Genomic DNA, 13,560 nt, shown 5'->3' with positions numbered 1-13,560 from the left:
ATACGTTAGCCTATTCGGAAGCGGGCGCGAAGGTTACGAAGTCTGGAGGCTCGGAAGTCCGGAACGGCGGAAGTACGGAACCTCGGAGGCTGGCGGGCTTGGAGGCTCGGAAACTCGGAGGCTCGGAAGCTCGGTCATCCCCCGCGGAACGGCTTTCGAGCAGACAGAACGCTCTTATGCGGCGGTTTCGGTCCGGGGCGTGTTTGCCGGAAATCGGATAGCCTTCACTCTTTGTCTGCAACGCCAGACGTAAGCAGTCTTCTTACAAAGATCGTGAATATGACCAGGGATACGACAACCGATACTGCCGTAACCGTAAACAAATATGCATAGCCGATACGCTCGGAGACCAGGCCCAGCAGGATCGCGCCAAGCCCGATGCCGAGATCGAATGCGGTCATGAAGGAGGCGTTGGCTGCGCCTCTCCGATCTTCGGGAGCAATGCGCAGGGTGGCTGCTTGAAGAGCGGGCTGGGCCGAGCCGAAGCCGATGCCGTACAGAATAGCGGCGATAATGAGTCCGGGCAATCCGCTCGACAGGCTTAAGATGATCAGAGCGCCTGCCGTTACGACAAGGGACGGAATGATGACAGCCGCTTCGCCGAAACGATCCGACAGCTTTCCGGCAAAAGGCCGAATCAAGGTAAGAGCGACGGCGTACACCAGGAAAAAGGTTCCCGGATTGACCCGGATGGACTCGGCAAACAGCGGGAGGAAGGTTGTAATTCCCCCGTAAGCGACAGCCAGAAAAAAGATGGCGACCGTGACAGGGAGAACGGATTTCTCGACAAGCTGAATCCGGCCTGCCGAAGGTTTGGCTTGATAAGGTGCTCTGGTCATGTAGGCTAGTATGAAGGCAATCAGAGAGAGCCCGGTAGCGACAAGAAACAGGGTCTGAAAGGAATATCCACCGACAATATATGTGCCCAGCATCGGGCCGATGGCCATCGCAACCGTCATCGCCATTCCATACCAGCCCATGCCTTCTCCGCGGCGGGAGGCCGGGATTAAATCCGTAATAACCGTACCGATAGAGGTTGTCGAAAAAGCCCAGCTCGCGCCGTGCAGGATCCGCAGTGCAAGCAGAAGCAGAATGCTGCCGACCCAATCGTAGAGATACATCGAAAGAACAAAGAAGATAAGACCCCAAATGTAAAAAGCTCTTCTGCCATACCGATCCACCAATCCCCCGACCATCGGGCGAAAGACCACAGCCGTCAGCGTGAACGCGCCGGCCGCCAAGCCCACCTGGGTCTCGGAGCCGCCTAAATGCTTGATATACAGCGGAAGCGTGGGCAGCAGCAGATAGAAGCCCGTAAACAGAAACAGCATCCCGACCGTCATCTGAATAAACGGTTTCGTCCATAAACGTTCCATCTTCGTATCCCTCCTTATATCCAATGTGAAAACGCTTGAACGCTATTCTTCTTCGGAGTTAACGGCCGTTATTTCTTTCTTGACCCACTCGATATTCGTCATTCCCATCTGCTTCCGGTGATCCAGCACCCTCAGCAATTGAAGCCGCTGTTTCGCTGGCTCGGGCTTGTAGAACGTGATTTTCGCCTCGAAATCCGTTACATGCTGGAGGTTAGTTTCGAGATAAATTAAATATTGCTCGAGGCAGTCGAGTCGAACCTTCTTCGGAATATACCGGAAATAGACCATTTTGAAATGGAATACCTGCTCCGTATCCATGTTGTATTCCAGGGGTTTCTCCATGAGCTCGAGAAAGTTATTCCGTCCGGAATCGGTAATCCTGTAGATTTTTCGGGGGCGTTTGCCTCCGCCGGATTCGTCAAGACTAAGATGGATCCACCCGTTATCCACCATTCTGGAGAGCAGCGGATACAACGTTCCGGAACTGATCTGACGGTAAGGCCCGCCTGCATTTTTAAGGATCTCTTGGAGCATATAGCCGTGTTTATCCCCGGTCATCAATTCACCCAGAACAAAAATTTCATACATATGAGCCCCTCCATAAATATGTCGTATCGATATAAATGTATATCGATACGACATAAAATGCAATACCAGGAGAATATTTTTGGCAATCGCTCACCAAATAACGGTCGTCCGAATTTCAGGATAGAGAGGTGCAACAATTGAAGCCGATCCCAGAAGGATCGGCTGGAAGAATGCGAAGGAGGAAAGATGCCAACTCAAATTGAGAAATATAGCAGACTTGGATCCGTTTTGCACAGCAGGGAGTAGATGCATGTGCTTGCATAGGCGAGCCGTGCCCGGCAAGAGCATTAAGGGTTTTGCTTCCTGCGTTTACAGTCCGCCTGCGTTTTTTTCGTGACTCTCTTTAGGCTGACCGTTGACCTTCTCGACATAATCCAGATGTTGAAATCCCCAGGTGCACATGTCGGTCAGAACGCTGTCCAAGCTTTTTCCATGCTGTGAGATGGAATACTCCACCTTGGGCGGAATCTCCTGATATACCTTGCGTACGACCAGCCCATCCTGTTCCAGTTCGCGCAGCTGATTCGTGAGCATGCCTTGAGTCACGCCCGGAAGCAGACGCCGGAGCTCCCCGAACCGTTTGGTTCCGTCCTGCAGCAGTATAAACAGAATCAGCGGTTTCCACTTGCCGCCGATTAATTGCAGCGTTGTCAGGATGCCGTCGGTGTTAGGCCGTTCATGATCGGTTGTTCTCATGTTCTCATCTCCCATAGGAAGTGTGTCATCGGTCTTTGTTCATTTGATGTTAGTAATGTAGCACAGTATTCGATTTAAACCCAGTACTATTCTTCTTCGTACTTAGTACGTTTTATCGTACTATGCATGGGATGAATAGGTACGCTAAAACCGACTAAGTACATAAAAAGAGCGTACTTTTCAACGAAACGGATCCGAAACATAATGGGGGTGTCAAACAAACCAAATGGGACAGGAGAGACCTGAATATGAAAATCATGGTGATTGTGGTTCATCCGAATTTAGACAACTCGCGTGCGAATCGAGTGCTGATGCAGCACAGCAGGCTGTATGCGAATGGAAATGTAGATATCCGGGATCTTTACAAGGAGTATCCGAATTGGATTATCGATATTGAGCGCGAGCAGCAGCTTCTTCTTCAGTATGATCGGGTAGTGTTCCAGTTCCCGTTTTATTGGTACAGCTGCCCGCCCCTGTTGAAGAAATGGTTCGATGACGTTCTGACCTTCGGTTGGGCGTTCGGACCAGAAGGCAACAATCTGAAGGGCAAGGAATTTATGGTGGCCACGACGGTAGCAGGCTTAGAACAAGGATATCAGGCAGGCGGGGACAATTGGTATACCGTAAGTGAGCTGCTGCGCCCGATTCAAGCTACTTTGAACCGGTGCAAAGTTCGATATTTGCCGGCCTTTGCGACCTATAACGTAGAGAAGGTAAGCGATGAAGAGCTCCAAGCGGAGGCAGGCAGATATGCCGACCAGGTTCTAGCACTTGCAGCCGAAAGCCGATACTGAGGCATGCTTCTCGTCCTGAACCGATAGAAGATTGGCACTTGCCGGCCGGCGCCATAAAAGGCATGATGGAGTCATGTATGACATGACCTGAAGCAGTGCCTCGGGTTTTTGGGCCAGCCCATTTACAGGTTGGGTTGGCTCGAACCGGCTTCATCGCACATGCTTACAAAACTTGGAGGGGGAGCTTTTATGACAATTGACGAAGCCATTCATTTGGAGTCCTACGACAAGCAGTGGGCCGATCGGTTTAGCGATGAACTTCAGACGTTAACCAGGGAGATTGGTCCATTCACGGCTGCCATCGAACATTTTGGAAGCACATCGGTACCGGGGATGACAGCCAAACCCATCATCGATATTCTGGTGGGCGTGGAGAATGCGCTGCATTCGAGTGAAATCATCCCCAGACTGACTGCTATGGGTTATGAGGATCTCGGAGAAGCCGGAATTCCAGGCCGTTTATATCTCCGCAAAAGAGGCGGCTTTGCCTATAACGTTCATATTGTGTTATATCGTGGCGACATCTGGAATCATAACATCATGATCAGGGATTACCTGCGGGCACATGCCGATGAAGCCGAGCGTTACAGCGAGATCAAACGACGGATCGTTTCGCAAGGGACCCGGACCCTGCTCCGATACTCCGATGAGAAGAATGTGTTCGTTGAGCAGCTGCTTGCCAGGGCGAAAGCATGGAAGAACGGTGTGCAATCCGAATAAGTGCATGCGAATTTATTCTCCATTCATGGCCTTGCACTGCTTACGGTAAGCAGAAGGGGTGAGGCCATGAAATTTTTTGAACGTTTTGCTGAAATGGACATAGTCCGAGAAGCCGACACGGTAGGCTGTTTCCTGGGCGGAAAGCTCAGACTCCGCCAGCAATTCCCTCGCTTTTTCCATGCGTACCTGCACCAGGTATTTTACGAAGTTCATATTCGTTTCACTCTTGAAGGTACGGCTTAAATACGTGACCGACATCCCCACCGAATCAGCTACCTCCTGCAAGGACAAATCCATCGCGTAATTCTCTTCAATGTAACGTTTGGCTTTCTGAATATTGTGGCGAGACCCTAAATTTCGGGAGCCCTTAATCAACGCCAGCATTTCCTTGATCTTATCTTGTATTTGACGGCTGCAGGCAATGGGATCGTCGCCCTGTGGCCATTGATCCTCGCCAATCTCCATCGCAAGAGACAAACCGCGTTCTTTCATCGCCGTCAGCAGATCCTGCATCAGCATATGGGCGTACCGTGACATGCTGACTTCTTCTGGCCCGCTCGTCTTGAAAAGAGCCATGATCTCGCGAATTTGTTCCAGCGCTCCCTGTTCATCGGCAGAATACAGCAGCTCAGCCAGCCTGGCCTTATGGCGCTGCTGCGCAAGCGTCCATTCCGTTTGCCGGGAGAACCGCGCCTTCCGCTCATTCAGCTCCCTGCAGGCACGTTCCAGCGTCGTTTGGAACTGGGCAGGGTCGATGGGCTTCAGCAGGAAGTCCGAAACGCCATAGCGCAGGGCCTGACGCGCGAATTCGAAATTGTCATGGCCCGACAGGATAATGAAATGCATCTGAGGATGGGATTCCCGGACACGGCGGATAAATTCCAGTCCATCCATTTCAGGCATGCAAATATCGGTGACGATGATGTCGGGCAGGCTATCCTCCAGCATTTGGAGCGCTTCAACCCCGTCCTCAGCTTCGCCGGTGACGACAATGTGAAGACCCGACCTCTCAACAAGCTTTCGCAAACTCAAATGAATGGCGTATTCGTCATCTATCAACATGATCCGGTACATGGTGTCCCTCCTCGCTAGTCCTGTACGGCAATCTGATTTCAAATATCGTGCCTTCCAAGGGCACGGATTCCACAAGCTGCAGGCCATACTCGTCACCGAAGGTAAGCTGGAGTCTTTGATGCACGTTCAAGAGGCCGATGCCGCTGGTGGTTTCCTCTCCGTCGTTTGGTTGCATGCCTTCACCCGGCTTCTCGCGGGTTTGCAGGATTTGCCTGATTTGCCACAGCGTTTCCGCCGTCATGCCAATCCCCTTGTCCCGGATGATGATGGCAAAATAGTTCGCCTCCGCACGGGAGTTGATCCCAAGGTAGCTTGGCTTCTTGCCTCGGTATCCGTGGATGAATACATTCTCTACAATCGGCTGCAGCGTGAGCCTGACGGCGTTTACACGATTCAGGTCCCGTTCGTTCAGGTTCATATCGATCCGGAGCCTGCGGAAACGGGCGCTTTGAAGGTCGAGATAATACTGGACATGCGTCATCTCCTCCCGCAGCGGAACGACGGATCCGGCATGACCGATATTGTAACGAAACATATGGGCCAGCGCCCTCGTCATGCGGCTGATTTCCATATGATCGTCCGCAATGGCATATGAATTAATAATCTCCAATGAATTGTACAAAAAATGCGGGTTGATGTGGGACTGCATGGAGCGGAGCTCGGATTCCTTCTGCTTGATCATGAGCTCCCGTTCCTTCAGCTGGGAATCCTGGACCTCCCGGATCAGCCGCTTCAGCTCTCCCGTCATGCTGTAGAAGCTGTGAAACACGGCGGTCATTTCATTGTTGCGGAACCGGTTCACGTTGGTAGGAAGCACAAAATCCCCCCGCTCAACGCGGGCCATCAGCTTCTGCAGCATGGAGAGCGGTCTTGTTAAAGACAAGGAGAAGCCGCCCACAAGCGCCAATGCAATGATCATGAGAACGGCTGCGGCCGCAAGCGAGTAATTGCGTTGGGTGATTAAACCGCCGATGAGATTGTTCAGCGGCAGGTCGGCAACAACCGTCCAGCCGGTGATCTGCGAGCGTTCATGCAGGACCATCTTTTCGGTGCCCGAAACGGTGTCTTGATGCCGGAAGAAGGAGGAGTCCCGGTTTTGAATTCGTGTTAACAGCCCCGGTTCGACTGGGGTTCCGACCCGGCTCGGATCCGGGTGGTAGATCATCTGCCCGTCCTTGCCCATAATCCAGACGTCAAAGCCCCCCAGTGAATCGTTAGAGCAGATGGCTCCGAGCTGCTTCAGATTGAGGTCGACAATCAATAAGCCTTTATAGAGAAAGGACGAATTGTCATACAGCTTCCGGGCCACGGTAAGGGCTGGCGTGTTTCCTACCCGGCTGAGGCCGATGATTTGAAAATCGTTGAATTGATCCAGCTGCGCCTGATAGGATCGGTTGCGTTTGCGGATTTCACTCATATCGAGCAGTCCCGGCGCGCTTTCGTAATCGGTAATTTGTCTTTTGTTCTCGGCGACGAGCGAGATTCCGATAATGTCGGACCTGCCGTAAATCATCTGGGCAAACAAGTCGTCCTCCACTTTTTTGGCAAGCTGAAAGTAGGCATAGGGAGTAAGCTGGGCAGCCGAGAGAAATTGCTGGATCTGCGGGTTGTGGATAAAGGGATAGGTGGAATTCTCCAGATTGGATATGTACGAATCCAGCGAGACGTTGGTTTGCTCGATGATACGCTTGTTAGCGCCTGCGGCAAACTGTTCAATCGCTTCGGTAGACGACTGGTACCAGAAGCTGCCGAGCAGAAAGAAGGGGAGGCCAATGAATAGGATGATCAGCACGAACAAACGTTGATTAATGGTCAGATTACCGGTGGAAACGCCTTGGATGTTCATCGCTCTTCCGCCTTCCTCGCATTGAAGTAGGGAATGTAAGGAACATTGTAGCAAAAAAACACAAGTTGTAAATAAAAAACCATGATGCCGCAGCAAGAAATCACAAGTGGGCTAAGAAAGCACATGGGCGCATTCGGTCGTTATCAACTACAATCGCATTAATCCATTTCAAACAATAGGGGGCGAGGATTTGTGAAAAAGAGAAAAGGGTTTTACAGCTGGTTAACGGCCTTATTGCTGATATCCGTTATGGTAAGCGGTTGCGGCAATGCTGATGAAGGAAAGACCGGCACTGCCACACCCGGCACCGGAGGCGATGAAGGGAAAAAGGTAGAAATCCTGCTCGGGTATTATTCCAGTGACAGTTCCGATGCGAAGATGAAGGAGCTGATCGAGCAGTTCGAGAAACAGCATCCGAACATTACGGTGAAGACGCAGAGCGCGCCTTACGGCCAGTTCTACCAGAAGCTGGATACGCAGATCGCGGCCGGCCAGGCGCCGGACGTATGGTTGTCCGATGGCGTCTACGTGATGAAATACGCCCAGCGGGGCGCGGCTAAGGATCTGACCGATTGGATTGCAAGGGATCTGAAAGCCGATGAGTACTACGGCCTCGATTTCAACAAGGATGCGGACGGGCGCTATTGGGGCGTGCCGCAGGGCATACAGGTCGGCGTGCTGTTTTACAACAAGGAGCTGTTTGATAAGGCCGGCGTAGCATATCCTTCGGATGAATGGACCTGGGAGGATCTGAAATCATCGGCAGCCAAGCTGACGGTGGATGCCGGCGGAAAAACGGCCGAGGACAGCGGGTTCGACGCAGCCAGCGTGAATCAGTTCGGGCTTACGTTCTTCAGCATTACCGAGGGCTGGTTCTCCGTGATGAAATCCTACGGCGGCGGAACCCTTGATGAGAAAGCGGAGAACTCGATCATCAATTCCCCTGAGAACAAGCAGGCGTTCGAATGGATGGTCGACGGCATGCAGCGCGGCATCATTACGGATCCGGTCGATCTGAAGAGCTTCCAGAGCAATACCGCCGTGTTCCCAAGCGGATCGGCTGCCATGCGGATTGGCATCTATGCCCGGGTGCAGGCAGCGAATGAAGCCGGTCTGAATTACGATGTGACGCTGCTGCCGAAGGGACCTGACGGCAAGCGGGTGTCCCCGGTCATTGCCAACTCGTGGGTGGTTAATCAGAAGTCAAGCGACGAGAAAGCGGAAGCTGCCTGGGAGTGGATTAAATACTGGGCGACGGAAGACGATGTGCAGAAGCAGTGGACGGAGCTTGGCGAAGCCGTGCCCGTGAAAAAATCCGTTGCGGAATCCGAAGTGTTCCTCAAGGCGGGAGAGCAGCCGGCTAATCGCCAGGCTTTCCTGGATAGCCTGGAGTTCGCGCAGACGCTCGACAATAACGCGGTCTGGGAAGAATGGGTAGGCAAATTCAACGAGCATGCGGAGCGTGCCTTCCTGGGGGATGCAACCATCGATCAGGCTTTAAGCGAAGCGGACGCAGCCGTTCAGGCGGTCCTCGATGATTTCTATAAAAAATAAAACCAAGGGTGGAAGAAAGGCGGGAGTGAAATGGACAATACGCTAAACGACAATGCAGCACTCAAAGCCGATCCGATGCCGCACGGAAAGCCCGCCCGAAAACGGAAATGGGATCATGAGGGGAGATGGGGGCTGCTCATGGCCTCCCCCTATGTTCTCCACTTTATCATTTATGTGGCGGGGCCTCTCGCCGCATCCCTGTACTTCAGCTTCTCCGATTACGATATGCTGAATCCGCCCGAGTGGAGCGGACTGGATAATTTCCGGCGCATGGCCGAGGATTCGATGTTCTGGCGTTCCCTGTGGAATACCTTGTATTTTGCGGTTCTGTTCGTGCCGCTCCAGACCTTTCTGGCCTTGGTGCTGGCCGTCGCGCTAAACCAGCGTTTGAAAGGGCTTAAATGGTTCCGGATGGCCCATTTTATCCCGGTGATTTCCTCATGGACCGTCATCCTGTATGTTGCTGACGCCGTATTCAACCCTCGCTTCGGTTTGGCGAATACGCTGCTTGCCAAGCTGGGGCTGGAAGGGCAAGGCTGGCTGCAGGACCCGAAGCTGGCGATTCCGCTGCTTGTCTTTATCGCGGTCTGGAAAGGGATCGGCTACATTATGGTCATTTATCTGGCGGGACTTCAGAGCGTTCCCGGGGATTTGTATGAAGCCGCGGAGATCGACGGTGCTGGAGCCCTGCGCAAATTCCGGTATATTACCGTTCCCTTGATCTCGCCGACGACCTTCCTGGTTGTCATCATGAGCACCATCTCTACCTTCCAGGCATTCGAACAGATCTACGTGCTGACTGGCAGGGGCGACATCAGCTCGGCGGGAGGTCCGAATAACTCCAGCCTGGTCATGATGCTGTATTTATATCGCGAAGGGTTCACCTTTATGAGGATGGGGTATGCTTCCGCCATTGCCTGGGTGCTGTTCATGATCCTGTTCCTGCTGACGCTGATACAGCTTCGGGCCCAAAAGAAGTGGGTGCATTATGACTGATCAAGCGATCAAGATGGAACCGGGGATTTGGAACCGCATCGGAGGAAGGAGTGGCCTCAAATGAGAAGAAAGCTGCTGGGAAAAAGTATCGGATACGTGCTGATCGGGATCAGCTCGCTCATCATGATCGTGCCGTTTCTGTCGGCACTCATGAATTCATTGAAAACCTACAAGGAATATACAACGGTTCCGCCCCGCTGGATCCCTGAAGTATTCCAATGGTCCAATTACGCCCAGGTGTTCCAGCTTGGGAATATTGGCGGCTACACGCTGAATAGCATCTTCGTAGCCGCATTGTCTGTCATCGGCGCCCTGATCTCCTGCTCGATGGTCGGTTATGCGTTCGCAAGACTTCGCTTTCCGCTGAAAAGTGCGCTGTTCGTGATGGTGCTGGGTACGATGATGATTCCGGCGGTGGTCATCATCATCCCGCATTTTATCATTTTTAATAAGCTGAACATGCTGGATACGCTCACGCCGCTATGGATTATCGAATGGCTGGCTCAGCCGTTTGGGATTTTCCTCATGCGGCAGGCTTTCATGAATATACCTAAAGAGTATGAGGAAGCGGCCAAGATGGAGGGCTGCAATCCGTTCCAGATTTATCTGCGGATCTTCATTCCGATGGCCAGGCCCACGCTGGCGACGCTGGCGATCTTTACGTTCATGGGCAAGTGGAACGAGATTCTGACGCCTGTCATCTATTTGACCTCGAACGAGAAGTATACGCTGCCCATCGGCATTCTCTCCTTGTCCGGCCAGTGGACCGGCAATGAACAGCTTATGATCGCAGCCGCACTGGTCAGTCTGGTTCCGATCCTGCTGGTATTCCTGTTTGCCGAGAAATATTTTGTGCAGAACCACAATATGGCCGGGATTAAATAATGGAACGTTACTAACGTTACTGTTGGCTCCAGAAGGGGCCATGTCTGTGATGGAAAGGATGAAAAAGAAGATGAAAATAGCGGCATTCAGCGGATCGTTAATCGATTACAGCATCCATGAAGCGATGTCGATCGCGGCCGGGCTCGGTTTTAACGGAATCGAAATTGCCTGCCGCGAACCGCACTTAATTCCGGAAGCTTCGCTGCCGCGGGTTCGCGAAATGAAGGCTGTTGCGGAAGGCCATGGCTTGGAGATTCCTGCATTGGCAGGTTATATGGGACATTTCTCGACAAGCGGAGATGCGGAATGCGCTGAGGCTTACGATCAGTTTATGGGTCTGCTTGAACGCGCCGTAATGTTGGAGGCGGGGATGATCCGGATCTTTCAGGGAGGGCCGAATGCCTTCCTGGCAGAGGATTATCATTATGCCAAAGCGGCCTTCTGGATTCGGAAATGCGCGGAGGAAGCCCGCGCTGCGGGAAAACGGATCGTGCTGGAGATTCACAACCAGAGCCTGGTGGAGACGACTGATAGCGCTCTGCGACTGCTGGATATGATCGGCGATGACCAGGTTGGTCTGATTCATGACGCAGGGAATATGTACATCACCGACACGGAATTTGGGGAAGAGTCGGTCCGGCAGCTGGGAAGCCGTTTGTTCCATGTGCACATTAAGGATGAACGGCGGATCGCGCAGGGGGGCGGCCCGGGAACGTTCAAGAATTTGACCCGTCACGGGGAAGAGTTCTTCCTGCAGTGCCGCCTTGGTGAAGGAGAAGTGGATCACGGCGGGCTGCTCAGGGGACTTCGGGAATACCGATACGGGGGTTGGCTTACGCTGGAATGCGCAGCTCCCTATCCGCCGAAGGAACGGCTTGCTTATGATCTGTCGGTCATCAAGGAGTGGCTGCAGGCTGTGGAGGTGTCGATCGGATGACGGGGAACGCGCGGAAATTTGGAATCATCGGCTGCCAGCATGCCCACATCGGCATGTTCATCGAGGAGATGCTGGCATTGGGCTACGAATGCGCTGGCGTATACGAACCGGATAATATGCCGCTGGCCCGTACTCTTGCCGACCGGTACGGTCTGGAACTGACAGGGGATCAGGGATCGCTGCTGAGCGACGAAGGCGTGAGTGTTATCGGCTGCGCGGCTATCAACCATGAGAAGATGGATGTCATTGAGCAGTGCGAGCTGCACGGCAAGCCCGTCATGATCGACAAGCCTGCCGTGACAGATCGGGCGGGACTGACCCGGCTGCGCGGCGTTCTGGAGCGGGGAAGAATCGAGGTAGGGATGATGCTGACCGAGCGCTTCCGCCCTTCACTGCATACCATTCATCGGATGATCCGGGCGGGAGAGTTAGGGGACATCGTCCACATCTCGATGCGTAAGCCGCATCGGCTGAATCCGGAATCGAGGCCAGCCTGGCATTTTGACAAGTCGCAATCCGGAGGCATCATTAACGATCTCTTCGTGCACGATTTTGACCTGTTACGATGGCTGACGGGCCGGGAGGTGGAGGCTGCATCCGGTTATCTGGCGAAGCATATGCTGCCTGAATACCCGACCTTCTATGACGCAGCCGGCGTGCAGGTATTCATGGATGGCGGGATCACGGCACAGCTGTACGCGGACTGGCATACGCCCGCCGGCAGCTGGACTTGGGGAGACGGCCGGATATTCATTACGGGGACGCACGGCATTGCGGAAATTCGGCTGGAAGGCGATCCCTTATTATCGAGTGATGAGGTTGCGCTTGTCATCACCGATCAGGAGCTGCGTTCTTTGCCTTTGACACCGCCGCCCCTCTCCCTTGCACAGGATTTCCTGAACCGGGTGGAGGGGGAAGAGGGGATCATCACGCATGAAGATATTTACAAAGCCTCGGAGTCTACGGTGATGGCCGATGAGGGAGCACGGATCCTGATCCGGGAATAGGGAATGTATACGGCTTTCATTGAAAAAGAGCGTGTGGAGGAGGCGTAGGCAACATGACAAAGGAAAAGCTGCCCGTCCGATTCGGTATGATCGGCTGCGGGATTATTGCGGATATTCATGCGAAGGGCATCTTGAATACGGAGGAGGCTGAGCTTGCCGCCGTATTCGATACGAAACGGGAATCAGCCGTCAAGCTTACCGAAACGTACGGAGGAGACATCTGCAACACCTTGGAAGAACTGCTGGCACGCGAGGATGTGGAGGTCGTCTGTATCTGCACGCCAAGCGGCATGCATGCAGAACAGACGGCGATGGTTGCCCGGGCGGGCAAGCATGTGCTGGTGGAGAAACCGATGGCGATCCGGCTTGACGATGTCGAGCGCATGATTGAGGTGTGTGCGGAAAACGGAGTGCTGCTCGCAACCGTCTTTCCGAGGCGCATGTCCCCGCAGGCCGTGTATGCCCGGCAGGTCATTCAGGAAGGACGGCTCGGGAAGCTCAGTTTATGCTCGGCCTATGTCATGCTGTACCGCGATCAGGCCTATTATGACAGTGCGGGCTGGCGCGGGACCTGGGCCATGGATGGCGGCGGGGCGATGATGAATCAGGGAATCCATACGGTGGATATGCTGCAATGGCTCGTAGGCCCTGTTGCGTCCTTGACTGCAAAGGCCAAGGCCGTGCTGCGCAATATCGAGGTCGAAGATACCGTTATCGCTGCGCTTGAATTTGCGAGCGGGGCGCTCGGCGTGCTGGAGATCACGACCACGGCCTGCGACGGCAAAGGACAGCGGCTGGTCATCCATGGGGATAAGGGCGTGCTCGTCATTGAAGAGGATACGATCGTATCCCTTGAGATCGATGGCCAGCAGATTCAGCTGCCTGAGTTCGAGCCATTTAAAGTCATACCGGACGGTCATCGCCTGCAAATTCGAGATATGGCGCTTGCCGTTCGCGAAGGCCGACAGCCTGTTATCACCGGGAAGGACGGCAGGCATTCGCTGGAGATTATTCTCGGCACCTACGAGGCTTCCCGCCAGCGCAAGGAAATCGAACTGCAGATCGGAACACCGGTGTTGTAGGGGAT

Annotated in this window: 13 protein-coding genes; 8 read left to right on the top strand and 5 right to left on the bottom strand. The window is 53.5% G+C overall.

The genetic code is table 11. From position 1 onward, the window contains the following. Positions 1-224: 224 nt before the first annotated feature. The 3 genes from AK95_RS17830 to AK95_RS17820 all read right to left on the bottom strand — a co-directional run bounded on the left by AK95_RS17830 (position 225) and on the right by AK95_RS17820 (position 2,660). Positions 225-1,376 (bottom strand): MFS transporter, encoded by a 1,152-nt coding sequence (locus tag AK95_RS17830; RefSeq protein ID WP_071221246.1) that lies wholly within the window; start codon positions 1,374-1,376, stop codon positions 225-227. 42 nt (positions 1,377-1,418) lie between these two features. Continuing rightward, positions 1,419-1,964 carry a PadR family transcriptional regulator gene (locus tag AK95_RS17825; protein ID WP_071221245.1) on the bottom strand — a complete coding sequence of 182 codons (546 nt, stop codon included), beginning with the start codon at positions 1,962-1,964 and terminating at the stop codon, positions 1,419-1,421. 309 nt (positions 1,965-2,273) lie between these two features. Further along, positions 2,274-2,660 carry a winged helix-turn-helix transcriptional regulator gene (locus tag AK95_RS17820; protein ID WP_071221244.1) on the bottom strand — a complete coding sequence of 129 codons (387 nt, stop codon included), beginning with the start codon at positions 2,658-2,660 and terminating at the stop codon, positions 2,274-2,276. 248 nt (positions 2,661-2,908) lie between these two features. Between AK95_RS17820 and AK95_RS17815 the strand changes: the two genes are divergently transcribed. Next, a complete protein-coding gene (locus AK95_RS17815; RefSeq protein WP_071221243.1) occupies positions 2,909-3,454 on the top strand; it encodes an NAD(P)H-dependent oxidoreductase in 546 nt (181 codons plus the stop codon). 189 nt (positions 3,455-3,643) lie between these two features. Further along, positions 3,644-4,174: a GrpB family protein gene (locus AK95_RS17810; protein ID WP_071221242.1), complete on the top strand. Its 531-nt coding sequence runs from the start codon at positions 3,644-3,646 to the stop codon at positions 4,172-4,174. Between the two features lie 12 nt (positions 4,175-4,186). Here AK95_RS17810 and AK95_RS17805 read toward each other — a convergent pair whose 3' ends face one another. Together AK95_RS17805 and AK95_RS17800 are read right to left on the bottom strand one after the other, a co-directional pair. Continuing rightward, positions 4,187-5,248, bottom strand: a complete 1,062-nt coding sequence (locus AK95_RS17805; protein ID WP_071221241.1) for a response regulator — start codon at positions 5,246-5,248, stop codon at positions 4,187-4,189. Further along, complete coding sequence (locus AK95_RS17800; protein WP_071221240.1) at positions 5,223-7,094, bottom strand: sensor histidine kinase; 1,872 nt, start codon at positions 7,092-7,094, stop codon at positions 5,223-5,225. The genes AK95_RS17805 and AK95_RS17800 overlap by 26 nt, the downstream gene beginning before the upstream one ends. A 192-nt stretch (positions 7,095-7,286) precedes the next feature. Between AK95_RS17800 and AK95_RS17795 the strand changes: the two genes are divergently transcribed. From AK95_RS17795 to AK95_RS17770, 6 genes are all read left to right on the top strand, one after another. Beyond that, the gene (locus AK95_RS17795; RefSeq protein ID WP_071221239.1) at positions 7,287-8,648 is read left to right on the top strand and encodes an ABC transporter substrate-binding protein; all 1,362 of its coding nucleotides are present in this window, start codon (positions 7,287-7,289) and stop codon (positions 8,646-8,648) included. A 30-nt stretch (positions 8,649-8,678) separates the two neighbouring features. Further along, positions 8,679-9,644, top strand: a complete 966-nt coding sequence (locus AK95_RS17790; protein ID WP_071221238.1) for a carbohydrate ABC transporter permease — start codon at positions 8,679-8,681, stop codon at positions 9,642-9,644. A gap of 60 nt (positions 9,645-9,704) precedes the next feature. After that, complete coding sequence (locus tag AK95_RS17785) at positions 9,705-10,529, top strand: carbohydrate ABC transporter permease (RefSeq protein ID WP_071221237.1); 825 nt, start codon at positions 9,705-9,707, stop codon at positions 10,527-10,529. A 70-nt stretch (positions 10,530-10,599) separates the two neighbouring features. Next, entirely contained in the window at positions 10,600-11,466 is an 867-nt protein-coding gene (locus AK95_RS17780) for a sugar phosphate isomerase/epimerase family protein (RefSeq protein ID WP_071221599.1), read from the top strand. After that, a complete protein-coding gene (locus tag AK95_RS17775) occupies positions 11,463-12,473 on the top strand; it encodes a Gfo/Idh/MocA family protein (protein ID WP_071221236.1) in 1,011 nt (336 codons plus the stop codon). Before AK95_RS17780 ends, AK95_RS17775 begins: the two co-directional genes overlap by 4 nt. Before the next feature lie 53 nt (positions 12,474-12,526). After that, on the top strand, positions 12,527-13,555 hold the full coding sequence (locus tag AK95_RS17770; RefSeq protein WP_071221235.1) for a Gfo/Idh/MocA family protein: 1,029 nt from the start codon (positions 12,527-12,529) through the stop codon (positions 13,553-13,555). Positions 13,556-13,560: the final 5 nt, after the last annotated feature.

It is taken from the genome of Paenibacillus sp. LC231, from assembly GCF_001860525.1.
Lineage (GTDB): Bacteria > Bacillota > Bacilli > Paenibacillales > Paenibacillaceae > Paenibacillus_AQ.
Note: the sequence above shows the minus strand (reverse complement) of the source record. Positions and strands in the feature narration are given on the sequence as shown.